The following is a 25,899-nucleotide window of genomic DNA, read 5'->3' as shown; positions in this document are numbered from 1 at the left end:
TACATTGTCGCGCCTAGCGACTTGAGATTGTGACGGCTGTTCTCGGGGTTGGCCGGTGGGTCGCTGGGCCGGACATTTCCTGCCCGCTGCCCGCCAACGAGCCCGAAAACCCACCTGGTGATAACACTTCTTTCAAGCCTTTTAGTCAATTCTCTACTCGCACCGATCTTGATCAGGATGCTCGGAAGGAAAGCTTTCGGGCTCCTGGCCATCACTCCTGCTGTCGGTTTCCTCTGGGTAACCAGCCTTTTCCTGGATGACAGCTTCTCCAGGCACGCTTCCTACGCATGGATGCCGAGCGCTCATCTCAACATTGAGCTCACGCTGGATCCCCTCGCGGGGTTTTTCAGCCTGATCATTCTCGGTATCGGTGCCCTGGTCCTCCTTTATTGTTGGGGCTACTTTGATAGCGCCCCGAAGCGATTGCAGGTCTTTGCCGGAAACATGGCTGCGTTTACTTTCGCCATGTTCGGCCTGGTCATCTCCGACAACTTCCTGTTGATGTTCATCTTTTGGGAGATCACCAGCGTCCTGAGTTTCCTCCTCGTCGGGTATTACTCGGAACGCGCGTCGTCAAGGCGCAGCGCCGGCCAGGCACTGTTGGTGACCACTCTGGGCGGACTCGCGATGCTGGTCGGCATCATCATGCTGGGGTACGGCGCGGGCACATGGCGCCTCAGCGATATCACGCACCACAGCTTCACTAGCGCTCCGCTAGCCACTACCGCGGTGGTGCTGATCCTGGCTGGTGCGCTGTCGAAGTCGGCGATCGCACCGATGCACTTTTGGCTGCCCGGCGCGATGGCTGCCCCAACTCCGGTGAGCGCGTACTTGCACTCTGCGGCGATGGTGAAGGCGGGCATTTACTTGGTCGCGCGCGTATCTCCTGCGTTCGCGGCGGTGCCGACCTGGCACTTGGTGGTGATCCCGCTGGGTTTGTTCACGATGTTGCTCGCGGGCTGGATGGCGCTGCGACAGAAGGACCTGAAGCTCATTTTGGCTTATGGCACGGTGTCTCAGCTGGGGTTCATCATGACGTTGGTGGGCATCGGTTCGCGTACCGCGATGCTGGCCGGTTTGGCGCTGACGCTTAGCCACGCGCTGTTCAAGGCCGCGCTGTTCATGGTGGTCGGCGCGATTGACCATGCGACGGGCACCCGCGATATTCGTCAGCTGTCTGGCCTGGCTCGAAAGGAGCCGGGTTTGGCGGCGATTTCGTTGCTGTCCGCGGGTTCGATGGCCGGACTGCCACCGCTGCTTGGTTTCGTGGCGAAGGAATCCGCACTGGACGCGGTGCACAAGGAAGAACTGCTGGTGGGTATGCCTGGCATCATGACTCTCACCGGCATCGTCGCGGGCTCAATCCTGACGATGGCCTACGCCCTCTACTTCGTGTGGGCCGCCTTCGCCACCAAGCCGGGCATGGGCACCTCGCAGCCAGTTCGCGACATGCACCGCATCAGCATGTGGCTGTGGCTGCCACCTACTGTTCTCACCTGCCTCACCGTGCTGCTCGGGCTCACCCCGCAGCTTGTCGACGCACTCCTGACCACCCATCTCGACCAGGCATTCCCCACCGAGCATGCCTCCACCCACCTGGCCTTGTGGCACGGTTTCACCCTGCCGTTGGGTCTGACAGCGGTGATCATAGTGGTGGGCGCGATCCTGCACTGGCAGCGGGAACTGCTGTCCAAGCTGTACTTTGAGCAGCCTGCTCTCGGCGACGCCAACTTGGCTTACGACCGCGTCTTGGATTTCCTCCGCACGATCTCGCTTCGACTCACGGCAACCACGCAGCGTGGTTCCCTGCCGATCAACGAGGCGATCATCCTGGGCACCCTGGTGTTGCTACCTCTGCTATCCCTCATCGCGGGTGAGCGCACCGAGGTGCGCATGGAAATGTGGGATTCCCCGATCCAGGGCTTCATCGCTCTGCTCATCATCATTGCTGCGCTGGCCGCAACAGTGCTGAGCAATCGCATTTCTGCGCTCATCATGGTGGGTATGACGGGCTATGGCATTTCCGTCATCTTTGCCCTGCACGGTGCTCCCGACTTGGCGCTCACGCAGCTGTTGGTGGAAACCATCTCGATGGTTGTGTTCATGTTGGTCCTGCGCAAGTTCCCACCAAGTACCAAAGACAACAGTCGGGGCACGCTGGTGCGTGGCAGGGCGTGGCTGTCTGTCGCGGTTGGTGTCACCGTGATGGTGGTGGCCGTATTCGCCATGAACGCGCGCTCTACCTTGCCGATTTCCATGTACATCCCAGACCTGGCCAAGACGATTGGTCATGGCTCTAACGCGGTGAATGTGCTGCTCGTGGACATTCGCGCGTGGGATACCTTCGGTGAGATTTCGGTCCTCGTAGTGGTGGCGACCGGTGTTGCGTCGCTGGTCTACCGGACTCGGGACTTCTCCCGCGATTCGAGGCGCCCCACGCTGCAGACGGAGGGGCGTCGTTGGCTGGTCACCTCTGAAAACGACCGGGCAAGGAATCGCTCGCTCATGGTGGACGTGGCCACCCGAGTCCTGTTCCCGTCCATGCTGGCCCTCAGTGCGTACTTCTTCTTCGCTGGTCACAACGGCCCAGGTGGTGGCTTTGCCGGTGGTCTCGTCGCAGCACTTGCTTTCACGTTGCGCTACCTTGCCGGTGGCAGGAAGGAACTCGACGAGGCCCTCCCCGTTGACCCGTCAGCACTGCTCGGCGTAGGACTATTGCTATCCGCTTCAGCGGCCGTGGTCCCAATGTTCTTCGGCCTGCCACCTCTGACCAGTGGCTACTGGGAACTGCACCCGCCACTCATCAGATACATGGCGATCGTCAGCCCAATCGTCTTCGACGCCGGCGTCTACCTCATCGTCATCGGCCTGATCCTGCACGTGCTCCACAGCCTGGGCTCGCAACTCGATCGCGACGATGAACGACGCAAGGAACGCGCACGTCAACTACAAGAAAAACTCAAAGCAAAGGAGGTGGCACAGTAAATGGTTGCCAATTTTGCTTTGCTGCTCACCGCGGCCGTCCTCATCTCCTGTGGCGTGTACCTGCTGCTGGAACGTGCCATCACCAAGATGCTCATGGGCCTGCTCCTGATGGGCAACGGAGCCAACCTGCTCATGCTCACCGCCGGTGGCGGCGCCGGAGCACCACCGATCAAGGGAAGGGATTCCACACTGACCGGCGTCGACTCCGACCCATTGGCCCAAGCGATGATCCTCACCGCCATCGTCATCTCGATGGCCATGACCGCATTCATCCTGGCCCTGGCGTACCGCCAGTACCAGTACCGAACGGCAGATATCCTGCAGGACGATACCGAGGACACCGTCGTCGCAAAGCGCCCGCTTACGGCCGCAGCCGCCCCGGACCACGACCGTTCCGACGACCCCGAAACCGGCCGCCCCACCGATGTGGGCGACAAGTTTGGTCCGAGCTCCTTCGAGAAGCCAGTGCAGGAGGGACGCGATGCTTAACTCCCTCATTGCGCTGCCGATCATCATCCCGGCGATCGCCGCGGCCCTGGTGATGCTGCTGTCCAAGGCGCATAATGCACAACGCGCGATTGCCCTCGGCGCCCTATTCTCCCTGATCGCGCTGAGCGTGTGGCTCGTGATCCTCGTCGATCAATCCGGCATCCACGCCCTACGCATCGGCGGCTGGGACGCGCCCGTCGGCATCACCCTCGTCGCCGACCGCCTCTCCGCCATCATGCTCGCCGTCTCCTCCCTCGTGCTGTTTTGCGTCATGTGGTACGCGATCGGGCAGGGGCTTCGCGACGGCACAGAAGACGAACCCGTGGCCGTCTTCATCCCCGCATACCTGCTGCTCACTATGGGCGTGAACCTGGCATTCCTCGCCGGTGACCTCTTCAACCTGTACGTCGGATTCGAAGTTCTCCTGGTGGCGTCCTACGTGCTGCTAACCCTGGGCGCCTCCCCATCCCGCGTGCGCGCCGGGCTGTCCTACGTGATGGTGTCCATGCTCAGCTCGCTGATCTTCCTGCTGGCGCTCGGCCTGGTGTACGCCTCGGTGGGCACGATGAACATGGCGCACATTTCCCTGCGGATGGAATCGGTACCGGCGGGCACCCGCACCGCCATCTTCGCCGTGCTGCTGATCGCCTTCGGCATCAAAGCGGCAGTATTCCCGCTGTACTCCTGGCTGCCGGACTCCTACCCCACCGCCCCGGCGCTGGTCACCGCGGTGTTCGCTGGCTTGCTCACTAAGGTGGGTGTCTACGCGATCATCCGCGCCCGCACCGTCCTCTTCATCGACGGCCGACTGGACCACGTCCTCATGTGGGCCGGCCTGTTCACCATGATCTTTGGCATTCTCGGCGCGATGGCTCAGAATGACATCAAGCGTTTGCTGTCATTCACGCTGGTCAGCCACATCGGCTACATGATCATGGGCATCACCTTCGCCACGCCACACGGCCTGTCCGGCGCGATCTTCTACGCGGTGCACCACATTCTCGTGCAGACGGCCCTGTTCCTGGTGGTGGGCCTCATCGAGCGCCAGGCAGGTTCCTCCTCGCTGCGTTCCCTCGGCTCGCTCGCCTACACTGCTCCCTTGCTCGCCGTGCTCTACCTGATCCCGGCGCTCAACCTGGGCGGCATTCCACCGTTTTCTGGGTTCCTGGGCAAGGTCATCCTCGTCGAGGCGGCCGCCGAGCGAGGCGGTTTCATGGCGTGGCTCCTGGTCGCGGGCGCAGTGATCACTTCGCTGCTCACCCTCTACACCATGATCCTCGTGTGGTCGAAGGCGTTTTGGCGCGACCGCGCCGACGCACCAGATGGCCACCTCGCCACCGCCCGGCCAACCCCGCTGTCCGATGTGCAAGACATGGTGTCCCTCGAGGACCGCGCTGACGTGGGACGCATGCCCGTCGGCATGGTTGCCCCAACTGCCATGCTGGTAGCGGCATCCCTGCTGGTCACCGTGCTCGCCGGCCCGTTATCCGCCGTCACCTCGCGCGCCGCCGACGCCTCACTCACCGTGGACACCTACCGCTCTGCAGTGCTTGGCGATGCCGGGCTAAAGCCAGGACGCACGTTGGAGGTGAAGCAATGAATTTCGCAGGCTTCCAAAGACGCTTTCGGCCGCTGACCATCGCTTGGATCACCCTGATGTGGTGCCTGATGTACGGCGAGTTTTCCTGGGCGAACGTGATCGGTGGCTTCGTGGTTGGCTTCGCCATCGTCATGCTTTTCCCTTTGCCAGCCCTACCGATCGCAACCATGCGTATCCGCTGGTCTTCCGCGCTGGGGTTGGTGTGGTTCTTTATCAAGGACCTCGTCGAATCTTCCATCCGCGTCAGCTGGATCGCGGTGCGCCCTGCCCCACTGCCTCCTGCGGCAATTGTTAAGGTGCCGATGCGCGTCCAAGAGGACTTCGTGTTTTCCCTGGCAGTGTCGTTCCTCAACCTCACCCCAGGTGGCTCAGTTCTCGAGCTGGACATCGCCGACCGCACCCTCACCATGCACATTCTCGACGCCAGTTCCACCCGCCAGCTCCAGCACAGCATCGATGGCATCGCGGAGCTAGAGCGACGACTGATCCGCGCCTTTGAGAAAGGAAACTAAATGGATCCCACTATTTACAACGCCTTCCTCACCGCAGCGGCAATCGGCTTCGCCATCGCTTTCCTTATCAACGGATACCGCCTGCTAGCAGGCCCGAACTCCTTGGACAGGCTCGTTAGCCTCGATGCGACCGTCGCGATGATCCAGTGCGTCCTTGCACTCTACATTTGCTGGACGCTCGACACCACGGTGTCCAATGCCATGATCGTGGTCGCGCTGCTGGGATTCATTTCCTCTGTGGCTGTGACGCGCTACCGAAAGAAGGACAAGTCATGAGTTTGGTTTTGGATATCGCTTCGCTTGTCTGCATCATGCTTGGCACACTCTTGGTGCTGGCCACTGCCATCGGCATGGTCCGTTTCCGGGACACCGTCTCTAGGCTGCACTCTGTAACCAAACCGCAGACGCTCGGCCTGATCTTGACGGTCATCGGCGCGCTGCTTCGCTTGCTCGGCTCGGGCCCCCTGACACCGGGCAACAAGGGTGACATGGGAGTGTTGGTGCTGGTCATCTTGTTCGCACTGCTGACCGCACCTGTGGTCGCTCAGCGCATTGGTCGCCTAGCAAAGAAGGAAGGTCTCTACGACGCCGAGCATCTGATGCGAAACGATTCTGCTAGTTAAGGGGCTTATCCAGTTCTTCGCAGGCCAGGTCCACCACGGATTCCCACGAACCAGTCTCTTCGTAGACGGTTCGCTGGCGCTGGTAGGCAGCCCCTGATTCCATGATGTCTCGGACGTAGCCCAGCTCGGTCGTGCATCCCAGGCGCTCGGCTACCGGTGCGAGGACACGAAGCAACTCGTTGAGGTCGTCGGTGACCAGCACTTCATCGGTGTCACGAGAAGTGATGATGATCGCCTCCATGCCGTAGCGAGCAGCACGCCATTTATTTTCATTGTTGTGCCATTGCTGCAGGCTAGGCAGGGTTTCTCCGGCTTCAAAAAGCTCGTCATAGTAGACGATCAGGCAGTGCGTCAGGGCAGCGATCGCTGCCAGTTCCTGCAAGTTCGTCGGGGCGTCAGAGAAGCGAACTTCGATGGTGCCCCACTTTTCCGCCGGGCGAATATCCAAGTGCATTGAGCCATCGTTGTCGATGACTCCGGACTTCTTCTGATCGGCGATGAAGGCTGAGTATTCGTCCCAGTCTTTGAAGTCATAAGGAATGCCAGCGGTGGGAAGTTGCTGGTAGAGCATAGTGCGGTTGGAAGCGTAACCGGTATCCTTGCCATCCCAGCCAGGAGAACTGGCGGAGAGTGCGAGCAAGTGCGGGTACTTGGTCATCATGGCGTTGATGACGGGCCAGACTCGGTCGGCGGTGTCGATACCGACGTGGATATGCACGCCCCAGATGAGCATCTGCTGGCCCCAGTATTGGGTGCGCTCGATGATCTCGTTGTAGTGGGACTTATCCGAGATGACTTGCTCAGAAGAAGACGCAAACGGGTGCGAGCCACTAGCCCACACCCGTGCACCATGCTTGTTTGCGGCAGCTTGAACTGCGCGCAGGCCTTCCTCGAGTTGTTCCACTGCCTCCCCTACCGACTCGCACACCCCGGTGACGAGTTCGACAGTGTTAGCTAGGAATTCCTTTTCCACCCGGACCTGCAGGTTGTCCTGGTCAAGTTCACCCATGACCTGCTCGGCAAGGGGAACGAGGTCGCGGGTTTCCGGGTCAATTAGCGCGATTTCCCATTCCACGCCAAGGGTATGGTTCTGGGTTTGCGCAAACTCGATGGCCATAGCCTAAAAGTTTAGCGGTTCAAGTCCTCAGTGATCACGACAACTACACCTGCTGGCAATTCTTTCAGGGCATCGATACGCGGTTCCGCAACAATTCCCAGCTGCTGCGCGATCTGGCGCGCTGCTTGCTCTTCATTTGCATTGCCCTGGGTGTAGAAAGCGACGGACTTCGGCAGGATTTCGTGCGGGAAATTGCCGGACTCGACGTCCTGGAAGCCCTTCTTCTTCAGATCATCCGCGACACGATTAGCCAGGCCTTGAACAGTGGAGTTGTTAAGTGCAAAGACCTTTGGCTGCGCGCCATCAGCCGGAGCTGCTGGTACTGCCGGGGGGCCGGATGCTGGCGCCGGAGTTGCGGAAGCAGGTGCAGAGCTTGGCGCAGCGGATGCTGGGGCTGCGGATGCTGATGCTGGTGCTGCCGGGGCTGCTGGAGCTGCGGTATTAGCTGCTGGCTGGGTGACAACAGCTTCCTCTTGCCCAGAGTTAGTCAGGGAGTACACACCCCAGGCAAGAAGCAGCACCGCAACGGCGATGATGATCATGGCAATGCCGCGCAGCGGCAAACGAGGGGAAGTTTCATTGGTAGACACGAGTCACAGCTTACCCTCCAGTCACATTACTTTCGGATATTGGCGTGGCCGTGTCGGATGCGGGCGAGCCTATTGATCAACATGGGAAACTCGGAGGCGGCCTCTGGGTCGTCGATAAGCTGGTTGAGTCGGTAAAGGTAACGCATGGGCGTGAGCCCCAACTCGCCCCGAATTGCCTCTTCTTTCGCGCTGACGTTGCGGGGCGCGCGCGATTCGAATTCGAGGATCGCCCGGTCAGTATCGCTTAAAGCCATGGCTACAAGGGTATAAGCTTGTGTGTCATGAGCGTTCGTCCCATCGTCATTCACGGCGACCCAGTCCTCCACAACCCGACCGAGCCAGTAACGGAAACCCCAGCTGAGCTCGCTGAACTCATCGCGGACATGTATGAAACCATGGATCGCGCGCACGGCGTCGGGCTGGCCGCGAACCAGATCGGCGTGGGCAAGCGCCTGTTCGTCTACAACTGCCCCGACGTTGAGGGCCCGAATGGCGAACTGAAAACCCCGGAGGAGATTGAGGCGCAGGGTGGCGAATACCGCCGTGGCTGCGTGATCAACCCGGTCCTGGAAACCTCCGAGATCCCGGAGTCCATGCCGAACGATGACGGCACCGATGACGAAGGCTGCCTCTCCGTCCCTGGCGAGTCCTTCCCTACCGGTCGCGCCGACTGGGCCCGCGTGACTGGCACCGATGAACACGGCGAGCCTGTCACCGTGGAGGGCTACGGCTTTTTCGCGCGCTGCCTGCAGCACGAGGTCGGCCACCTCGATGGCTTCCTGTACACCGACACCCTGATTGGCCGGTGGAAGCGCGCAGCGAAGAAGGCCATCAAGAGCAACGGTTGGACCTCCGCTGGCAACACGTGGACCCCAGGCGTAGACGAGGACCCGTTTGGCTACGACGATTAAGGTCGGCGACCGCGTCATTGTCCGGCGCCACTTGCCGGACACACCGGGGCACCTTACCGACGTCATCGGCCACGTCATCTCTGTCTCTCCGCTGCGCGTTCGCCCGCAATCAGTCGGCGGGTTCGTTTCAACCTCTGATTTCGTTGAAATCCCGTCTGAACTCATCCAGGTAATCAAGGTGCTGCCACCTCGTCGGGTGCGCAATTCTGAAATCCGCGCCATCGAAGTAGCCAACGCGAAGGCGTTTCCTGGCGTGGAGCACACCTGGGTGGATGGCTGGCTGCTGCGCGCCGGCGACGGCATAACTGAGCGTTCCAATTCTGCGGCTCCGCTGGGCCCTTCTGCCGGCCTGTCCGCGGTTCCACTGGTCGCAATTCAAGACTTCTACCAGCGCCATAACCTGCCAGCGCGCATGCTGCTGCCCGACCGAATCGCCCCCGCAGCCATGCGTTTTTCCACCTCGGCGGGCTGGGAATTCGGCCCGGACATCATCGTCATGACCCGCTCTCTTGCTGAGCCCGTGGAACTGCGCGACGACCTACGCTTCGAAATCCTCGACCAACCCGACGATGCCTGGCTCGAGCTCTACCACTTCCGTGGCCAGCCCCTCCCTCCGCAGGCCCTGGAGCTGCTGCGCACCCAGATCGACGGGCACATGTGTTTCGGCCGCATCCTGAATGGCTCTGAAACTGTGGCCATCACCCGCGGCACGCTTACCGACGGCTTCCTCGGTTACTCCGCCGTCGAGGTCGCACCTGCTTTCCGACGCCAAGGGCTCGGCACTGCGCTAGGCCAATGCATGCTGAACTGGGGCCTCACTAACGGAGCCCACACCGCATATCTGCAGGTCCTTGGCACCAATGATGCCGGAATCGGGTTATACGAAAAGCTCGGTTTTATCGAGCACCATAGGCATCGGTACGCTAGCGAGCCCGGAAGCTAGCTCCACACCCTCTTTCAGCATTCCCCAACAGCTTGGTCTTAGCACTCCGCCGGGCGAACCACCACTTTTGACAAACAATATCAATTAGGTAACAACTTCCACTTTTTGAAAACAGGTTCACATAAGGAGATATTGTGAGACCACGGCCACAGATCGTGGCTGAAGTCCTACACAGAGGAGTTGGAATGAGATACAAAAAATGGGAGCTTTGCTGACCTCCACTTATCTGGCAATTCTCCCGACGGCAGCATCCGCCTCCCCATCGGAAATTGCGATCGCTGACGAAGTCATCATCCGTGTTAACGAGGACGGCCAAATTGCCTCCGTGAGCCCGAGCCCTCAGACTGGTGATCAGGTCAGGCTCATGGGAGAACGCGCTCCCGATTGCATCCGGGCGCAATCCGAGTGGGGTTTTGTGCAGGTCTACAACGATTGTCCATTTGACCTGCGCGTAAAGGTTATCTTCGCCTTTGGCCCAGACTCCGCGTGTAAGCTCGTCGTGGCCGGCACCCGAACGAATATCTCACCACACACCGGACGGATCGACGGGATAGAAACATGCTGACGAAAATGAAGGTCGCTCCACTTCGGAGCGCAATAGTGTCCGCACTAGTCGCCCTATCCTGCACCTTTGGCACCCCAGTCGCCTCGGCAGACATCGGCCAACGCCTCTACGAGACAAAGGACCAGTGCATTAGATCTCTTGAGGCACTACGAAACGATCCGAGCACAGCCTTTTGGGCTCTTTCAGCAGACTGCTACTGGCACCAAGACCTCAATGATGGCAATAGAATGTGGTGGCTGTACTAGACGAGAGAGGGCAGAATGTTAGAACGCTATAACGAGCTCTTTGGACATAGGTTGCGCAGCTTTGAAGAAATCGAAGTACCCAGGGTGTTCAGACAGATCGCCGAGCTCGATCAGACTGCGGATTTCGCCGCAGACTCTGCGTTTCCGCGCCAGCTTGTTGAATCGCTACGCGATGGGGACCAGAAGTCTGACCAGAAGATTGTCTCGATCCTCGTAGTCATCGGCTCTTGGATGAATGCCACGGCCGGGACGATGTGGTCCATGGGGCCGATAGCAGATGGTATGTACTCTGAGCGCATCGGAGTTGGCATTGCCTCTAGAAGCGGAGACTCTTTCACTCCGTTAATCGCCATCTGCGAAGAGATCGTTGCCGAAGGCCACAACGACAGCACCAGATTGGACATGGTCCAATCGTTGGCCGAATTCGATCAAAGAAACGCGTGACTCACGTTTCCTGTAGCTGGACCGCCGCCGACGACTAGGCTAACTCTCCGATGAGATCCGCTTAACCACCCGGGTTCGGGAGAGCCGGTCGTGCGGCGCCACTCCAAAAGCATCCGCCTTCGCTACACCTGCGTACCAGAGGCCGACTCCTAGGCCCACGAACGGCCCGGCGATGGGGATCATGGGGATGAGGAGCCACAGGTTTCGGCGGGCTGCTTGACCGGCGTCGACAGGCGTGTGCGCTGGCCCCACCACTCGCAGTCCCATCATTCGCTTCCCTAGGGAGCCCCCTGCGGCATCGAGCATGGTTTGCCAGATGTAGAACAGCACGGGGAGAGCAAAGATTCCCGCAAGAGTCCAGGGCTGGGCAAAGGCGATGGACAAGCCAACGAGGACGGTGATGAACATGCTGGAAAACAGCGCCAAGTCAATCGCAAGGGCGCTCACTCGGCTGGCCACCGGTGCGTTGTCCACAGAACGAGGCCCCGTGTTGCGCCCCGGCAGGAACGCATTGTATTTTTCCAGCTCACCGTAGGTTATCGGCACTGACATTGCATCCCGAACCTCACGAGCTAGACGTTCGCGCACCGGTTTCGCATTCAACTGCAAGGCTCCTTCCATGGGTTCTATTGATAGAACGACCGAAGCGCTCTTTTGGTTCCTTTCCTATTAGCTCGCGCCGAAAACGCGGGATTTAAAAGTACACCTACTGGGATTATGCGCAGAGGCGGTTCCAGCGTGGCCAGCCAACCCTCCCAGCAACCACCCAGGTATCTTGGACATATGCGCATCGCCACCTGGAACGTCAACTCCGTGCGGACTCGAATCGATCGAGTCACCGACTTCCTCGCACGCCACGACATCGATGTCCTTACGCTGCAAGAAACCAAAACCACCGACAAGAACTTCCCCTACGCCGCGTTCCAAGACGCTGGCTACCAGGTGGCCCACTTCGGCCTCAACCAGTGGAATGGTGTGGCCATCGCCTCCCGCGTGGGACTGGAAGACATCAAGACGCACTTCGAGGACCAGCCAGGTTTCCACAAGGACCCAACGAAGCCCCAGGACCGCGAGGCCCGCGCGATCGGCGCGACCTGCAATGGGGTCGAAGTCTGGAGCCTGTACGTTCCTAATGGCCGCGAGATTGCGGACCCTCATTATGACTACAAGCTGCGCTGGCTCGACGCCCTCGCCAAGGATGTCAAAGACCAGCTCACCCACACCCCAGAGAAGCAGTTGGTCCTGACCGGCGACTTCAACATCGCCCCGCGTGACGAAGACGTGTGGGACATGGCCTTTTTTGAAGGAAAGACCCACGTCACTGACCCCGAGCGCGTCGCCTTCGAAGAACTCCTCGAGGCAGGACTTACTGAAGTGACCCGCGAGTTCACCCCGGGGCAGTTCACCTACTGGGATTATGTGCAAATGCGGTTCCAGCGTGGCCAGGGCATGAGGATTGATTTCCAGTTGGCGTCGAAAAGCCTGCGGGCGGTGGCTGCCTTCATTGACTCGGAGGAACGCTCGACGAAGGGGGCGTCGGACCACGCGCCGGTCATCGTAGATTATGAGACCGCCAGGCTTGACGACGTGCGTTAAATGCTGGACTTTCTGAATAACCCCACGTGGCAGACCATCGGCCTGGTCCTGGATTACGCCATCAAGATTCTGGCCATTGGCATTGTGCCGGAGGGTCGTAAGCCGGCTGCGTCAAGCGCGTGGCTGCTCGCCATTTTGCTGATCCCCGTGGTCGGCCTGCCCCTGTTCTTGCTGATGGGCAGCCCATACATCAATCGGCGCAGGCACCGGATCCAACAGGAATACAATACGCAGATCAAAAACGTGCAGGTTAATGTACCTGATGTGCCACCGCACACGGATCTTAGCCCCGAGCTGGAGTCGATCATCCGGCTGAACCGTCGCCTCACTCGTCTGCCTGCGGTGACCGGCGAAAACTGTGGCGTCTACTCGGACTACAACGAGTCGATTAGCGCGATGGTCCGCGCCGTTGACGAGGCGAAAGAGACCGTCCACGCGCAGATCTACATCATCTCGTGGGACGACACCACCGACCCATTCTTCCGAGCCCTCGAACGAGCAGCGAAGCGTGGCGTCAAGGTCCGCCTCCTCTTCGACCACGTCGGCTCCTGGAAATACCCCGGCTACTGGAAGCTCGGCCGCCGCCTCAATTCCCTAGGCATCCAATGGCACCTCACCCTTCCGCTGCAGCCATGGAAGTGGCGCTTCCGCCGCCCAGACCTGCGCAACCACCGCAAGATGCTGCTTATCGACGGCAACCGCGGCTTCATCGGATCCCAAAACATGATCGATTCCAGCTACCTCCTCAGGCGCAATAGGCGCCTGGGCCTGCACTGGATGGACCTCATGGTGGAGCTGACGGGGCCGGTGGTGTCCTCGATGGAAATGGTGTTTTCCGTGGATTGGTACTCGGAGTCCGGTGAGGAGATCGCGCTGCCGGAAACCGGCTCCGGCCCTTCCATTCCTCCTGGCCGCAACGACATTAACGTGCTGCAGCTCGTCCCTTCCGGCCCTGGCTACAACACGGAGCCGAACCTACGGCTGTTCAATTCGATCGTGCACCACGCGAAGGAACGGCTCGTGCTGTGCAGCCCGTACTTCATCCCTGATGAGACGCTCCTTGAGGCCGTCACCACCGCCTGCTACCGGGGTGTGCGCGTGGAGCTTTACGTGAATGAGAAGGGTGACCAGTTCATTGTCAGCCACGCACAGTCCAGCTACTATGCAGCGCTGCTGGAAGCCGGGGTTCATATTTATCGCTACCCTGCGCCCGCGATTTTGCATTCCAAGTTCGTCCTCGCTGACCCTCACACCGAAGACGCCGTCGGTGTTCTCGGCTCCTCGAACCTGGATATGCGCAGCTTCGGCCTCAACTACGAAATTTCTTTGCTCGTGGCCCACGGCAATTTGATCGACGAACTGTCCGCGCTCACCGATACCTACCACGCTTCGGCTACCGAACTCACCACAGAGGTGTGGTCCAAGCGGTCGCTGATCAAGCGCTACGTGGACAACGTCATGCGTTTAACCTCAGCCCTGCAGTAGGTTACGATGAAATGAATTAATCGTTACACCCTGGGATCGGAGGCTTGTGAGTACACACACGCCTAAGTTGTATTTCCCAGGCACGGTTCATTACATCAACCCGCTTCACAGCGAGCACGATGAAGACGCAATCCTGATCTCAGAGTTCGGTCGCGCGGTGCGCTGGGTGGGCATCGCCCTGTGCATCTACGTCCTCGTCGTTGCGATCAACCTGATCAACAACGGCATCCACATCCTCGGGTACGACGCCGTCCACAATTTCGTCGGCACCATCAATCACCCGATTCTTGCCGTCCTCGCGGGCGTGCTGTTCACTTTCACGGTGCAATCCTCGACAGTAGTCACGACCCTCACCGTCGCCACCGTCGGCGCGGGCATCGTCCCCCTCGACATGGCCGTCATGCTCATCATGGGCTCCAACGTGGGCACCTGCGCCGCCTCCCAAATCGTCGCCTTCGGCTTCTACCGCAACGCCTGCAACCTGCACCGCGCCGTCGCCGCCGCGATGACCCACTGGTGGTTCAACGTTCTCTCGCTCCTGGTCCTCTTCCCCATCGAGCTCATTTTCCACCCCCTGTCGCGCCTCTCCGGCGCGCTGAGCACACGCCTTTACGACGCCGACGGCCACGCCATCGATGCAGATGGCCTCGTCGGACACTTTGTCCGCCCCGTCTCAGACGCACTCAGCTCCGGCATCGACCAGCTGTTCCACCCCCTGTCCGGAACCCTAACGCTCACACTCGGCGTCTTCCTCATTGTCCTGACGATCCACTACATTGCCCACCTCATGCAGGACCTCACCGCCAGCGGATCGCACCACATGCTGGAAAACTCCACCCACAACAAAGTGGCAACCGCGCCAATCCGCTCCACCCTCGCGGGCCTGGGCCTGACGATGATGTCCCAATCCTCCTCGGCTACCATCTGCTCGGCCCTCCCCTTCGCCGGAACCGGAAATCTCGCCATCCGACGATTCCTCGGCATCGTCCTCGGCGCCAACCTGGGCACCACGCTCACCGCCGTCCTCACCGCCTTCGCCTTCCCCGGCGAACACGGAGAACTTGCCCTGCAAGCAGCACTCATTCACGTGCTCTTCAACCTAATCGGCATCATCGCCGTGCTCTCCGCCAAGCCAGTCAGCCGAACAATCCTCACACTCTCGGAAAAGACCGCAGGTCTTGCAGGTAAACAGCCATTCCCCGCATTCCTCTGCATCATCGCTAGCTACACACTCATTCCGCTGGCGATCCTCAGCCTTTCCACCCTCTAGAAATCTTTCCCGTCAAAAGGACGCTTTCCTGGCGTTTCCCCAGGTCGCTCTGTCCGAATGGGGGATGTTTTTCGGTGCGATCGAAATCTTTCCCGTCAAAAGAACGCTTTCCTGGCGTTCCCCCAGGACATTAGGAACAAACAGGGGAAAGATTTCCCCACACCGGAAATCTTTCCCCTGAAATTCACGTCTGAAACCTATTCCCCCAGGACACTAGGCCCAAATACGGGAAAGATTTCCTTACGCGTCCCGCTTGATGAGCAGCACCATCGCCACGATGTACAGCACCGCAGCCCAGGCGCCGAAGTAGCCGAGGGATCCCCATTCGCCCCAAGGCACTTTGTCGATGACTTCGCCTCGGTAGAAGGCACTGAGGTTCTTGAATGGCGCGTACGGCGCGATCTTGTCGCCGACCTTGTAGATCATCGGAATGACGAGGGTTTCGAGCGTCATGTACCAGCCGAGAAGAATGACGATCGCTGCTACTGCGCTGCGCAGCAGCCAGGCGAGGCCTTGGGCAAAGGTGACATAGAAGGCCATGTAGATGGGGGTTTTCCAGAGGAATTTCTGGACGGCCTCGTTGCCGAATCCAAGGTTTGGTGCCATTTCCTTTCCGACGATGAGCTGGGTGACCGGAAAGGCGATGAGTTGGAGGATGAATCCGAGGAGCGCGGCGACGATGATCGTCATGACGAGCTTCGCCAGCGCCAGGACGACGCGGTTAGGCGTGGCCTGGAAGCTCATGGAGACGTACTTGTGGGAGTACTCGTTAGTCACGGCGATGATGGCCATGATGCCGAGGATCATCGCTCCAGGCATGGTGATCGCTGGGGCCACCATTTCTGGTGGCACGGTAAGGCCTGGGGTGTCGTTGGCGTAGGTCTTCATCATGAAGATGGAGAAGACGTGGAAACCAAGGGTCATCAGCACGAGGATGATGAGGTTGAACCACACCGCGCGGGTGGTGAAGAGTTTGGTGAACTCGGATTTGAGAACGTTGAAGAACATTTAGGCCCCCACTCGGTCGGTTCGGTACTGGACGGTGTCGCCTGTCATGGCGAAGAAGGCTTCCTCCAGGGATGCCTTGCGCTCCGAGAGCTGTTGCAGCATGATGCCCGTCGAGTAGGCCAGGGCGCCGATGTAGTCGGTGGTTTGGTCCGCGATGACGATCACCGTGCGACCCTCCGGGTCGGTTTCGCGTACGAAGTTGATGCCCTCCTCGGAGAGGACACCTTCAAACTCGGCAAGGTGCTCGGTGCGCACCAGGACAGAGGAGCTCGAAGCGTTCTTCACAAAGTCGTAGGTGGTGGTCTGGGCGATCAGGCGACCCTGGCCAATCACCACGAGGTCATCGGCGGTCTGCGCCATTTCGGACAGCATGTGGGAACTAACGAGCACGCTGCGGCCTTCGGCTGCCAGGCCTTTGAGGAAGCTACGCACCCAGCGGATGCCCTCTGGGTCGAGGCCGTTCACGGGCTCGTCGAGGAGCAGCACTTCCGGGTCACCGAGCAGCGCGGTGGCGAGGCCGAGGCGCTGCCCCATGCCGAGTGAGTAGCCCCCGGCGCGCTTGCCCGCGACGTCGGAGAGGCCGACGAGGCCGAGGACTTCATCAACGCGAGAGGTCGGAATGCCATTGGATTGCGCAATCCACTTCAGGTGGTTGGCGGCAGAGCGGTTGGGGTGGAGGGCTTTAGCGTCGAGAAGCGCGCCCACCTCGCGCAGCGGGTTGCGCATGTCGGCGTAACGACGGCCATTGATCAGCGCAGTTCCGGACGTGGGGTGATCAAGTCCAACGATCATGCGCATCGTGGTGGATTTTCCGGCGCCGTTTGGGCCAAGAAATCCGGTGACAACGCCTGGCTTCACAGAGAAGGTGAGATCGTCCACGGCGCGCACACTTCCAAAGTGTTTGCAGAGGTTGGCTACTTCAATCATGCACACCAGTGTGTCACAAAGTAACTAATTCGCTATCTCACAATGGGAATTGTGATCATTTATTGATACCGAGAATCTCTCGGATAATGGGGAGAGCGTCAATGAAGGCGGGCAAAAGATCCAGCTCTTCGAGCTGATCCACTGGCACCCACCGCAATTCCAGGGACTCCTCGTCCGATTCCACCTCCAGCTCGACCGGCGCCTTGGCCACAACGGTGGTGTAGGTCCAATTGCCGGACAACTCAGGGCGATCAGGGTCCGCCGGATACGGGCCCGCGGTGACGGCTGATCCGATGACTTGCACCGGAACGACGCTCACCCCAGTTTCCTCATGCGCCTCGCGCAGGGCGGCGTCGACGGCGCTCTCGTGTGAATCCCTAGCGCCACCCGGGATGCCCCACATGCCACCGCTCGCCGTCCAATAGGCCCGGTGCTGCATCAACACTGTGTGGGTGCGCTCGGCATACAGAAACAGGCCGGCGGCCCCGTACTTTCCCCAGCGCCGCGTGCCGTCTGGCCCAGCGGACCAACCATCACCATCGCCGTACATGCCTCCCAGCTTAGCGATGAAACGCTTGTGACCGCGGTTACGATATATCTGGTTAGACCCGCTGCTCTCACGCCCAGACAGAAAGAACTATCCTGCAATTATGAGTAAGGCGCAGCCTGGAGGCACCCCGGTGACCGTCATGGTCCCTGGCGACCCCGCGTCCGCGCGCGCCGAAGACCTCTGGCTGGAAGTTTCCCAGTCCACGCAGGAGCAGCGCTCCCTAGCTCACAGGATGCGCGAGTCCCTCGGCCTACCCGCTATTTGGACCCGCAGGCTGCGGTTTTTCAGCCGGACCACCCTGGGCATGATGACGCTGATCACCTTGATCCTCACCGTCGCAATCCTGGCCGCGGGCGTGTCCATGTCCCAATCCACTGATCGGCGCCAAAACGCCCTGGGGAATCTGATTTCGGCCACCGAGCCGATGTCGACGAACGCTCAGGACCTGTTCACCTCCCTATCCCTCGCGGACACGGTTGCAGCCACCGGATTTGTGCAGGCAGGCGTGGAACCACCGGCCACGCGGGATCGTTACCAGCGGGCTATCCAAAGCGCGACGGTAGCTGCCACCGAGGCCGCGGCGGGCCTGAGCTCGCAGCAATCCCGTGAGCTCGAGCTGATCATGGAGATCCAGACGCAGCTCCCGGTGTACACGGGCCTAGTGGAAACCGCGCGCACCAACAACCGCATCGGCAACCCTGTGGGCGTGGCGTACATGTCAGAAGCCTCCTCGCTGATGCGCCTGACCATCCTGCCTGCTGCCCGCGAGCTCCTGGACATCTCCAACCAGCGCCTTAACGACGAGCAGCGCGAACTCACCCAACCACAGTGGATCCCGCTCTCCGGCCTGTTCGCAGCCGTGATCATGCTGCTGCTCGCTCAGCGTTGGTTGGCTTCCCGCACGCGCCGCCGCCTGAACAAGGGCTTCCTGGTGGCCACCGCCTTCATGACCATCGCCCTGCTCTGGGTAGTTTCCACCAATGCCTACACCTGGTATGTCGGCGCAAAGGGCTACGAGGAAGCCACCGCCCCACTCAGCTCGCTTGCCGACGCCCGCGTGCTCGCCCAGCAGGCGCGCACGCAGGAAACCATGGCGCTGGTCCGGCGCGAGACGTCTAACCAGTCCATTGAGGACTTTGACCGGGTGATCCACAAGGTCAATGACGAACTCGATTCCTACTCATCCTCCAAGCTGATCGAGCGAGGAGACAATCGCGCAGAGATGGATTCCATCACCGCTGCGATGAGCCAATGGGAGACCTTGCACTCCAACCTGCGTCGCCACCTCGACCAAGGCGAGTACGAGGAAGCAACTGCGCTGTCCTTCCAGTCCAAGGACGGCATCGCCACACCTGGTGGCACCACTGCCGAAGAGTTCAACACCGTTGATTCGGGCCTGGCAAAGCTGATGGCCGATGCCCGATCCTCGCTGCACACTTATCTGAACAACAGCCTGCGAGCCACCCGCTGGGTGTCCACCCTGGTGCTCATCCTGTCGATCGCGTCGGTAACTGCGATGTGGCTTGGTATTCGACCTCGATTGCAGGAGTACTTGTAAATGAAGAAGCTCCTCGCCGTCCTCTCAAGTTGCGCGCTGATCACCGCCTGCTCCCATTCCCAGGAAGAACAGCTGGCTGCACCAGATGTCACCTACCGCCCGGTCGCTCCGGCGGGCGCCTCCTTTGAGGCTGCGGGTTCTGTTGAGGCCCGCGTTCCACAGTTCGACAATTTGGTGGGCAGCCTACGCCCCGACGACAAGAAACCGGAAGAGCGCGTGCCCGGCATCGTCAAGCGTGGCCGCCTCATCGTGGGTGTGGATCAGTCCCACAACCTGCTGAGTTTCCGCGATCCCGTCACCGGCGAGCTCCGTGGCTTCGAGATCGAACTGGCCCGCCAGATCTCCCAGGACATTTTCGGCTCCCCTGATCGCGTTGACTTCCGTTTCGTCGATAGCGGCGACACCGTCAAAGCCCTGGAATCGGGCCAGGTAGACATCATGCTGCGTTCACTGTCGATCACCCGCGCAGCCCAAGACCAAGTGACTTTCTCCGTGCCGTACCTGTCCACCGGCACCCGCATGCTTGTGCTGGAGTCCTCCAATGTGAGCTCGATCCAGGACATGAGTGGCCGCACAGCCTGCGCGCTGGAAGATTCCACCGCTGTTCAGCTCATCCGCCAGAACAACAATCACGTCAACATCATGAACGCGAAGACCTGGTCCGACTGCCTGGTGATGCTGCAACAGGGCAGCGTTGACGCGATCGTAGCGCACGATACGATCCTGGCCGGCATGGCAGCGCAGGACCCCTACCTGCGGATTGTCGGCAAGTCTCTCAGCCTGGAGAATTACGGCGTTGCCATCGCCACCCCGGGCTCGCGCCACGACACCAGCGGCCTGGTCCGCCAGGTCAACTCCACCATTGAACGGATCGTCTCCGACGGTACCTGGTGGGACATGTACAACCGATGGCTCGCGGTCTACCAGTTCATCAAGGGCCCACCGCCGATCATTTACCGCCCGGAGGCAGAGCAGTGAGCGACAACGATCCACGCACCGAAGCCGTCAAGTTCGACCCCTTCGCCGAGGACACCGAAGGCGAAATGCGGGCGCTTATCGACGACCTTGAAGACCTTCGTGATTCCGTCACCCACACCTCTGCTGTGCCTTTCGATCCCTTCGCGGACGATGAGGACGACGAAGACGTAGCGTTAGACACGGAAGCAGTGCTGCGGGTAGCTGGGATGCAGAAGGCTCCCGAGCCTGAAGATGTGAATTCGCGGAGCCGTCGAGAAGCACTGTCGACGTTCCGTGAGCGTCGTGGCGCGACCCGCGCGGGCCGCGTCGTGGCTGATGGCATGGTGCAGCTTCCCTTCGTGCCACTGACGAATCCGCAGGACGCGATCATCGAGCCGGACCCAAACGTCAAGCCGCCGACGCTGCAGCCTGGCGATATGGTGGCCGGGCAATATGAGGTGCTCGGAGTCATTGCACACGGTGGCATGGGTTGGATCTACCTGGCCAATGACCGCAATGTGTCCGGGCGTTGGGTGGTGCTCAAGGGCATGATCGCGGGTAAAAATGAGCGCGATCATGGCACTGCGGAGGCAGAGCGCGAGTTCTTGGCGGATATTACGCACCCGGAGATCGTGAAGATTTACAACTTCATTGACGATCCCCGCGTGCCCGGCGGCTTCATCGTGATGGAGTACGTGGGCGGGCCATCACTGCTGGATAGGCGCCGAAATCAACCCGGCGACGTACTGCCGGTGGATATCGCAATCGCCTACATTCTGGAGATCCTGCCGGCACTGGAATACCTGCACTCGCGTGGCGTTGTGTACAACGACCTGAAGCCGGACAACATCGTGGTCACCGAGGAGCAGATCAAGCTCATCGACCTCGGCGCCGTCTCCGGTATCGGCGCCTTCGGCTACATCTACGGAACGAAGGGCTACCAGGCACCGGAGGTGGCGTCGTCCGGCCCGTCGGTCGCATCCGACGTGTACACGGTCGGTCGCACCCTCGCGGCGCTCGTCTGCAACCTGCCGGCAACTGATGGGGTCCTCGATCCCGGCCTGCCGTCCCCGTTCGACGAGCCACTGTTCCGCAAGCATCTCTCCCTTTACCGCCTGCTGCTGCGCGCCACCCACGAGGACCCCACCCAACGCTTCCGCGACATCCACGAGCTGCGCACCCAGCTTTACGGCGTGCTCCGCGAAATCCTCGCTGTCCGCGACGGCAAACAATTCCCGGCACAGCACTCACTGTTCTCACCCCAAAGAACCACGTTCGGCACCAAGCACCTGGTGTTTCGCACCGATCAGCTTATCGACGGCATCGACCGCGCCGTCCGCATTACCCCACCGGAAATCGTGGCAGCCCTGCCCATCCCCCTCATCGACCGCACCGATATCGGCGCGCCCATGCTCTCCGGATCCTCCTACGCCGAGCCATCGGAAGCACTGGAGACGCTGCGCCAAGCGATGAAGAACCCGGAATACGAAGGGTCGGTTGAGATTCCGTTGGGCGTGGTGCGCGCCCTCCTTGACCTGGGTTTTACCGCCGAGGCCCGTAAGTGGCTCTCCTCCCTGTCCTTCCATCTTGAGGGCGACTGGCGCTACGAATGGCACTCCGGCATCACGAACCTGCTGCTCGAGGACTTCCCCACCGCGCAGGTGCACTTCAACAATGTGCTGTCGATCCTGCCCGGCGAGGCCGCACCAAAGTTGGCGCTGGCGGCCGTCGATGAGCTGCTGTTGCAGCAGGCGGGCTTAAGCGACGAGTCCCTGCTCACGCCGGAGATCGCCAAGGCTACCGCGGAGCTGGGGTCTTCCCTGGATGACATCGACATCACCTTCCTCAAGGACCTCGAAAACACCTGGTCCCACATCACCTCCGATCCCCTCGCCCTGCGCTTTCACTCCTTGCGGCTCTACCGGCTCGTGTGGGCAACCAACCCCACCACCGTGTCCTCCGCCTTCGGTATGTCCCGCCAGCTCATGGCAGAAAATCACCTTGAGCTGGCCGTCGCGGCCCTCGACAAGGTGCCGCAGAACTCGCGCCACCACCGCATGGCGAAACTCACGACAATCCTGCTGCTCGTCTCCGATTCCCTTTCCGAATCGCGCATCCGCCGCGCCGCCCGCCGACTCGAAGAAATCCCCACCAACGAGCCACGCCTCCTCCAAATCCGCACCGCGGTCCTCGGCGCAGCTCTCACCTGGCTGCGCTCCAACGACCTCGACCACGCCGCCAGCCCCAACGACCTCTTCGACTACCCCTTCACCCAGCGTGGACTACGGGCTGGCCTTGAGGAAACGCTTCGTCTGCTCGCCCGCTCCGCTCCATTCGCACGGCACAGGTATGCACTCGTAGACATGGCTAACGCGGTGCGGCCGACGACGTGGTTTTAGTTTGGTGTTTCGTTCCAGCGAAATCCGAGATTAGGAACCCGAGTTTGGGAGCAAAACGAGGCTCCACAGGTGCTATTTCCGGGATTCCCGCCCGAAGCTCGGGTTCTTAAACCCACGCATCGCTTGGAAAAACGGAGTACAGGCACGAAACCGCTACAATCAGGAGCTCCTAGCGCCACACCTCGCGGAAACCTGAGTTTAGGAACCCGAGTTTGGGAGCAAAACGAGGCTCCACAGGTCCTATTTCCGGGATTCCCGCCCGAAACTCGGGTTCCTAAACTCACCATTCACGAAGAAACACCCCGCACGCAAAAGCGCACGGAGGGGAAATCCCATCCGTGCGCTAATTGCAATCGAGGCTTACTGTGCCAACGCCACCGCGTAGCGGGCGATCGCCAGCTCTTCGTTAGTTGGAACGACGCATACCTTGACCTTGGATTCTGGTGCGGAGATGATGCGTGGCTCCGAGGAGCGGATCTTGTTGGCTTCTTGGTCGAGGATGATGCCGAATTCCTCGAGGTCAGCCAGGGCGTCTGCTCGGACGAAGTTGTCGTTTTCGCCTACGCCTGCGGTGAAGGTGATGGCGTCGACGCGACCGAGGGCGATCATGTAGGCACCAATGTACTTGCGCAGGTTGTGGATGTAGACGTTGTATGCGAGCCAGGCGTCGGAGTCTTCCTGCTCGATCATGGCGCGCAGTTCACGGAAGTCGTTAACGCCAGAGATGCCCTTGACGCCGGACTTCTTGTTGAGCAGCACGTCAACCTCGTCAACGGACATGCCGTTGCGCAGCAGGTGGAACACGATGCCTGGGTCGATGTCGCCGGAGCGGGTGCCCATCACGATGCCGGCCAGCGGGGTCATGCCCATGGAGGTATCTACGGCGCGACCGTTGTGGACAGCGGAGATGGATGCACCGTTGCCGAGGTGGCACACGATCTGGCGGGTGTGGTCAGCGTCACGGCCGATGAGGGCCGGCACCTGCTGGGAGACGTATTCGTGGCTGGTGCCGTGGAAGCCGTAGCGACGAATTCCCTGCTGGCCTGCGACTTCAGCGTTGATGGCGTACAGCGCTGCAGCTGGTGGCAGGGAGTGGAAGAAGCCGGTATCGAAGACGGCTACGTGTGGGATGTCTGGCAGCAGCTCGCGAGCGACCTCGATGCCGGTGATGTTCGCTGGGTTGTGCAGCGGGGCAAGCGGAATGAGATCGCGGACCATGCCGAGGATCTCATCGGTGATCACTGCCGGCTGGGAGAACAGCAGGCCACCGTGGACCACGCGGTGGCCGACAGCAGTGATGTCCAGCGCGGATGGGCCGATGCCATGCTCGTCGAGGAGATCGAACACGCGCTTGAGGCCAACGCCGTGGTCTTCGAGCGGTAGCTCCTCAACCCACTTGTCTTCACCATGCTTGATGGTGATGCGGCCCATTGGCTCGCCAACCTGTTCCACGAGGCCGGACGCAAATGGTGCTGCGGTGGCGTCGGAGGTTGGGTCGATGATCTGGAACTTGATGGAGGAAGAACCAGAGTTCAGGACGAGAGCAAGGCTCATCGAGCACCTCCGGCCTGGATCGCGGTGATCGCGACAGTATTAATAATGTCTTCAACGGTTGCGCCACGAGAAAGGTCATTGACCGGCTTGTTCAGACCCTGCAGGATCGGACCAACAGCAAGTGCGTGGCCGGTGCGCTGCGCAGTCTTGTAGCCAATGTTGCCTGCCTCCAGGTCTGGGAAGATGAAGACGTTGGCCTGGCCTGCCACCTTGGACTCTGGCATCTTCTTTGCCGCGACGCCCGGGTCGACCGAAGCATCGAACTGCAGTGGGCCGTCGACAAGCAGCTCAGGGTCGAGCTCGCGAGCCTTCGCGACGGCCGCAGTGGCGCGGTCCACGTCAGGGCCCGAGCCGGACGTTCCGGTGGAGTAGGACAGCATTGCGACGCGTGGCTCGATGCCGAACTGGGCAGCGGTGCGCGCGGAAACAACGGCGATTTCGCCGAGCTGGTCGGCCGTTGGGTTCGGGTTGACGGCGCAGTCGCCGAAAGCCCAAAGGCGGCCGCGCATGACCATCAGGAAGATGGAGGACACGACGGTTGCTTCCGGAACAGTCTTGATGATCTGGAAGGAAGGCTTGATCGTGTGGGCGGTGGTGTGGTTGGCACCGGAGACCATGCCGTCGGCGAGACCCTTGTGCACCATCATGGTGGCGAAGTAGGAGATGTCGCGCATGGTTTCGCGAGCCTTCTCCTCGGTCATGCCCTTGTGCTTGCGAAGCTCGAAGAAGTCGTTGGCGAATTCATCCGCAAGTGGGGAGGTCAGGTGGTCAATGAGGTTGGCCTTGGACAGGTCCAGGCCGAGGTGCTCTGCGCGAGCGTTGATGGCAGCTGGGTCACCGAGGATGGTGAGCTTTACGGTGTCGTCAGCGAGCAGGTAGTGGGCAGCCTCCAGGATGCGATCATCGTCGCCTTCAGGCAGCACGATGTGAGAACCTGCTTCGCGAGCACGACCGATCAGCCAATCGGTGAAAACCTCTGCGCTCATTACTGGCTCGACCTTCACGTCGAGGTTTGGAGCTTGCTCCTTGTCATTGAACACGCCAAGTACCGTGGCGCCGAGCTCCTGTGCGTGCAGAACCGACAGGTCCGCGCGCGGAGTGCGTTCGTCAGCCAAGATGAACATGCCGACGCCAAGAGCTGCAGCAGCCTTCGCGTCGTAGTCAATGGAACCGGTACCAACGAGCAGGGCTGGGCCGTCTGCGAGTGGGCGCGATGCGAGGATTTCGGCGAGATCTGCCACCCCATCGGTGAGTGGACGGACCTTCAAGCCGTGTTCGGTTGCGAAGGCATCCAGGTCGAAGCCGTCCAAAGTACGCCCGACTGACGTGATCAAGACTGATTCAGTCATGAGCCGTCCTTTCTGAAAATGTTGCTTTTCAAGCAATTGGGTAAGTGATAAAACCTTCGTACAGTGAGAAACTGTGACTCATTTCCGAAGTCTACAGAATGTGTGGCGTTTCGACATACTGAGTGGCACCGTCAACAAAATTTGACTTTGCAGAATTGGGATGGCCCGCCAACTCACCTAGAATGGATCTACCTGTATCCATATTTCCGCGTATTAAAAGGA

General features: G+C 60.4%; 25 protein-coding genes. 16 read left to right on the top strand and 9 right to left on the bottom strand.

The window, feature by feature from the left end:
• The first annotated feature begins 117 nt into the window (after positions 1–117).
• Genes WG939_RS11370 through WG939_RS11345 form a run of 6 tightly spaced genes read left to right on the top strand, consistent with a single transcriptional unit; the run spans position 118 to position 6,209 of the window.
• The gene (locus tag WG939_RS11370; RefSeq protein ID WP_339985873.1) at positions 118–2,985 is read left to right on the top strand and encodes a Na+/H+ antiporter subunit A; all 2,868 of its coding nucleotides are present in this window, start codon (positions 118–120) and stop codon (positions 2,983–2,985) included.
• Positions 2,986–3,474, top strand: coding sequence for a Na(+)/H(+) antiporter subunit C (locus WG939_RS11365; protein WP_339985871.1), 489 nt, complete (start codon positions 2,986–2,988; stop codon positions 3,472–3,474).
• On the top strand, positions 3,467–5,074 hold the full coding sequence (locus WG939_RS11360) for a Na+/H+ antiporter subunit D (RefSeq protein ID WP_339985869.1): 1,608 nt from the start codon (positions 3,467–3,469) through the stop codon (positions 5,072–5,074). Before WG939_RS11365 ends, WG939_RS11360 begins: the two co-directional genes overlap by 8 nt.
• Positions 5,071–5,586 (top strand): Na+/H+ antiporter subunit E, encoded by a 516-nt coding sequence (locus WG939_RS11355; RefSeq protein WP_339985867.1) that lies wholly within the window; start codon positions 5,071–5,073, stop codon positions 5,584–5,586. Before WG939_RS11360 ends, WG939_RS11355 begins: the two co-directional genes overlap by 4 nt.
• A complete protein-coding gene (locus WG939_RS11350; protein ID WP_339985865.1) occupies positions 5,587–5,862 on the top strand; it encodes a monovalent cation/H+ antiporter complex subunit F in 276 nt (91 codons plus the stop codon).
• Positions 5,859–6,209 carry a monovalent cation/H(+) antiporter subunit G gene (locus WG939_RS11345; RefSeq protein WP_339985862.1) on the top strand — a complete coding sequence of 117 codons (351 nt, stop codon included), beginning with the start codon at positions 5,859–5,861 and terminating at the stop codon, positions 6,207–6,209. Before WG939_RS11350 ends, WG939_RS11345 begins: the two co-directional genes overlap by 4 nt.
• Here the strand turns inward: WG939_RS11345 and WG939_RS11340 are convergent.
• Genes WG939_RS11340 through WG939_RS11330 form a run of 3 tightly spaced genes read right to left on the bottom strand, consistent with a single transcriptional unit; the run spans position 6,202 to position 8,170 of the window.
• Entirely contained in the window at positions 6,202–7,326 is a 1,125-nt protein-coding gene (locus WG939_RS11340) for a glutamate--cysteine ligase (protein WP_339985860.1), read from the bottom strand. The genes WG939_RS11345 and WG939_RS11340 overlap by 8 nt on opposite strands.
• 11 nt (positions 7,327–7,337) lie before the next feature.
• Positions 7,338–7,916 (bottom strand): LytR C-terminal domain-containing protein, encoded by a 579-nt coding sequence (locus WG939_RS11335; protein ID WP_339985858.1) that lies wholly within the window; start codon positions 7,914–7,916, stop codon positions 7,338–7,340.
• 26 nt (positions 7,917–7,942) lie between these two features.
• The gene (locus WG939_RS11330) at positions 7,943–8,170 is read right to left on the bottom strand and encodes a DUF3263 domain-containing protein (RefSeq protein ID WP_339985856.1); all 228 of its coding nucleotides are present in this window, start codon (positions 8,168–8,170) and stop codon (positions 7,943–7,945) included.
• Positions 8,171–8,197: 27 nt separating this feature from the next.
• Between WG939_RS11330 and WG939_RS11325 the strand changes: the two genes are divergently transcribed.
• The 4 genes from WG939_RS11325 to WG939_RS11310 all read left to right on the top strand — a co-directional run bounded on the left by WG939_RS11325 (position 8,198) and on the right by WG939_RS11310 (position 11,024).
• A complete protein-coding gene (locus tag WG939_RS11325) occupies positions 8,198–8,827 on the top strand; it encodes a peptide deformylase (RefSeq protein ID WP_339985854.1) in 630 nt (209 codons plus the stop codon).
• A complete protein-coding gene (locus WG939_RS11320; RefSeq protein WP_445227910.1) occupies positions 8,811–9,770 on the top strand; it encodes an N-acetylglutamate synthase, CG3035 family in 960 nt (319 codons plus the stop codon). The genes WG939_RS11325 and WG939_RS11320 overlap by 17 nt, the downstream gene beginning before the upstream one ends.
• Positions 9,771–9,978: 208 nt before the next feature.
• Positions 9,979–10,335 (top strand): hypothetical protein, encoded by a 357-nt coding sequence (locus WG939_RS11315; RefSeq protein ID WP_339985851.1) that lies wholly within the window; start codon positions 9,979–9,981, stop codon positions 10,333–10,335.
• A gap of 329 nt (positions 10,336–10,664) precedes the next feature.
• Positions 10,665–11,024 (top strand): hypothetical protein, encoded by a 360-nt coding sequence (locus WG939_RS11310; protein WP_339985850.1) that lies wholly within the window; start codon positions 10,665–10,667, stop codon positions 11,022–11,024.
• 39 nt (positions 11,025–11,063) lie between these two features.
• Here the strand turns inward: WG939_RS11310 and WG939_RS11305 are convergent, their stop codons facing one another.
• Positions 11,064–11,627: an RDD family protein gene (locus tag WG939_RS11305; RefSeq protein WP_339985848.1), complete on the bottom strand. Its 564-nt coding sequence runs from the start codon at positions 11,625–11,627 to the stop codon at positions 11,064–11,066.
• Positions 11,628–11,807: 180 nt separating this feature from the next.
• On the opposite strand from WG939_RS11305, the gene WG939_RS11300 reads away from it, so the two are divergent.
• Genes WG939_RS11300 through WG939_RS11290 form a run of 3 tightly spaced genes read left to right on the top strand, consistent with a single transcriptional unit; the run spans position 11,808 to position 15,375 of the window.
• Positions 11,808–12,620, top strand: coding sequence for an exodeoxyribonuclease III (locus tag WG939_RS11300; protein WP_339985847.1), 813 nt, complete (start codon positions 11,808–11,810; stop codon positions 12,618–12,620).
• On the top strand, positions 12,621–14,105 hold the full coding sequence (gene cls / locus WG939_RS11295; RefSeq protein ID WP_339985845.1) for a cardiolipin synthase: 1,485 nt from the start codon (positions 12,621–12,623) through the stop codon (positions 14,103–14,105).
• Between the two features lie 46 nt (positions 14,106–14,151).
• The gene (locus tag WG939_RS11290; protein ID WP_339985843.1) at positions 14,152–15,375 is read left to right on the top strand and encodes a Na/Pi symporter; all 1,224 of its coding nucleotides are present in this window, start codon (positions 14,152–14,154) and stop codon (positions 15,373–15,375) included.
• Positions 15,376–15,615: 240 nt separating this feature from the next.
• On the opposite strand, the gene WG939_RS11285 is transcribed toward WG939_RS11290, so the two are convergent.
• From WG939_RS11285 to WG939_RS11275, 3 genes are read right to left on the bottom strand one after another with little or no spacing between them, the layout of a single operon-like run.
• Positions 15,616–16,383, bottom strand: coding sequence for a hypothetical protein (locus WG939_RS11285; protein ID WP_339985841.1), 768 nt, complete (start codon positions 16,381–16,383; stop codon positions 15,616–15,618).
• Positions 16,384–17,310: an ABC transporter ATP-binding protein gene (locus WG939_RS11280; RefSeq protein WP_339985839.1), complete on the bottom strand. Its 927-nt coding sequence runs from the start codon at positions 17,308–17,310 to the stop codon at positions 16,384–16,386.
• Between the two features lie 55 nt (positions 17,311–17,365).
• Positions 17,366–17,860, bottom strand: coding sequence for an NUDIX hydrolase (locus WG939_RS11275; RefSeq protein WP_339985837.1), 495 nt, complete (start codon positions 17,858–17,860; stop codon positions 17,366–17,368).
• A 100-nt stretch (positions 17,861–17,960) separates the two neighbouring features.
• On the opposite strand from WG939_RS11275, the gene WG939_RS11270 reads away from it, so the two are divergent.
• The 3 genes from WG939_RS11270 to WG939_RS11260 are packed head-to-tail and all read left to right on the top strand — an operon-like array spanning position 17,961 to position 22,774.
• Complete coding sequence (locus tag WG939_RS11270; protein ID WP_339985835.1) at positions 17,961–19,418, top strand: phenol hydroxylase; 1,458 nt, start codon at positions 17,961–17,963, stop codon at positions 19,416–19,418.
• Entirely contained in the window at positions 19,419–20,396 is a 978-nt protein-coding gene (locus WG939_RS11265; RefSeq protein WP_339985833.1) for a glutamate ABC transporter substrate-binding protein, read from the top strand.
• Positions 20,393–22,774: a tetratricopeptide repeat protein gene (locus WG939_RS11260; protein WP_445227909.1), complete on the top strand. Its 2,382-nt coding sequence runs from the start codon at positions 20,393–20,395 to the stop codon at positions 22,772–22,774. The genes WG939_RS11265 and WG939_RS11260 overlap by 4 nt, the downstream gene beginning before the upstream one ends.
• Positions 22,775–23,134: 360 nt before the next feature.
• Here WG939_RS11260 and WG939_RS11255 read toward each other — a convergent pair whose 3' ends face one another.
• On the bottom strand, positions 23,135–24,328 hold the full coding sequence (locus WG939_RS11255; RefSeq protein ID WP_339985831.1) for an acetate kinase: 1,194 nt from the start codon (positions 24,326–24,328) through the stop codon (positions 23,135–23,137).
• Positions 24,325–25,677 carry a phosphate acetyltransferase gene (gene pta, locus WG939_RS11250; RefSeq protein ID WP_339985829.1) on the bottom strand — a complete coding sequence of 451 codons (1,353 nt, stop codon included), beginning with the start codon at positions 25,675–25,677 and terminating at the stop codon, positions 24,325–24,327. Before pta ends, WG939_RS11255 begins: the two co-directional genes overlap by 4 nt.
• Positions 25,678–25,899 lie beyond the last annotated feature (222 nt).

It is taken from the genome of Corynebacterium sp. H130 (assembly GCF_037572395.1).
Lineage (GTDB): Bacteria > Actinomycetota > Actinomycetes > Mycobacteriales > Mycobacteriaceae > Corynebacterium.
Note: the sequence above shows the minus strand (reverse complement) of the source record. Positions and strands in the feature narration are given on the sequence as shown.

What these genes read in the sequence shown, in the direction of transcription:
- WG939_RS11365 (WP_339985871.1), top strand. Translation starts at nt 2,986, where the DNA reads ATGGTTGCCAATTTTGCTTTGCTGCTCACCGCGGCCGTCCTCATCTCC.
- WG939_RS11360 (WP_339985869.1), top strand. Translation starts at nt 3,467, where the DNA reads ATGCTTAACTCCCTCATTGCGCTGCCGATCATCATCCCGGCGATCGCC.
- WG939_RS11355 (WP_339985867.1), top strand. Translation starts at nt 5,071, where the DNA reads ATGAATTTCGCAGGCTTCCAAAGACGCTTTCGGCCGCTGACCATCGCT.
- WG939_RS11350 (WP_339985865.1), top strand. Translation starts at nt 5,587, where the DNA reads ATGGATCCCACTATTTACAACGCCTTCCTCACCGCAGCGGCAATCGGC.
- WG939_RS11345 (WP_339985862.1), top strand. Translation starts at nt 5,859, where the DNA reads ATGAGTTTGGTTTTGGATATCGCTTCGCTTGTCTGCATCATGCTTGGC.
- WG939_RS11340 (WP_339985860.1), bottom strand. Translation starts at nt 7,326, where the DNA reads ATGGCCATCGAGTTTGCGCAAACCCAGAACCATACCCTTGGCGTGGAA.
- WG939_RS11330 (WP_339985856.1), bottom strand. Translation starts at nt 8,170, where the DNA reads ATGGCTTTAAGCGATACTGACCGGGCGATCCTCGAATTCGAATCGCGC.
- WG939_RS11325 (WP_339985854.1), top strand. Translation starts at nt 8,198, where the DNA reads ATGAGCGTTCGTCCCATCGTCATTCACGGCGACCCAGTCCTCCACAAC.
- WG939_RS11300 (WP_339985847.1), top strand. Translation starts at nt 11,808, where the DNA reads ATGCGCATCGCCACCTGGAACGTCAACTCCGTGCGGACTCGAATCGAT.
- cls (WP_339985845.1), top strand. Translation starts at nt 12,621, where the DNA reads ATGCTGGACTTTCTGAATAACCCCACGTGGCAGACCATCGGCCTGGTC.
- WG939_RS11285 (WP_339985841.1), bottom strand. Translation starts at nt 16,383, where the DNA reads ATGTTCTTCAACGTTCTCAAATCCGAGTTCACCAAACTCTTCACCACC.
- WG939_RS11280 (WP_339985839.1), bottom strand. Translation starts at nt 17,310, where the DNA reads ATGATTGAAGTAGCCAACCTCTGCAAACACTTTGGAAGTGTGCGCGCC.
- WG939_RS11275 (WP_339985837.1), bottom strand. Translation starts at nt 17,860, where the DNA reads ATGTACGGCGATGGTGATGGTTGGTCCGCTGGGCCAGACGGCACGCGG.
- WG939_RS11270 (WP_339985835.1), top strand. Translation starts at nt 17,961, where the DNA reads ATGAGTAAGGCGCAGCCTGGAGGCACCCCGGTGACCGTCATGGTCCCT.
- WG939_RS11265 (WP_339985833.1), top strand. Translation starts at nt 19,419, where the DNA reads ATGAAGAAGCTCCTCGCCGTCCTCTCAAGTTGCGCGCTGATCACCGCC.
- WG939_RS11255 (WP_339985831.1), bottom strand. Translation starts at nt 24,328, where the DNA reads ATGAGCCTTGCTCTCGTCCTGAACTCTGGTTCTTCCTCCATCAAGTTC.
- pta (WP_339985829.1), bottom strand. Translation starts at nt 25,677, where the DNA reads ATGACTGAATCAGTCTTGATCACGTCAGTCGGGCGTACTTTGGACGGC.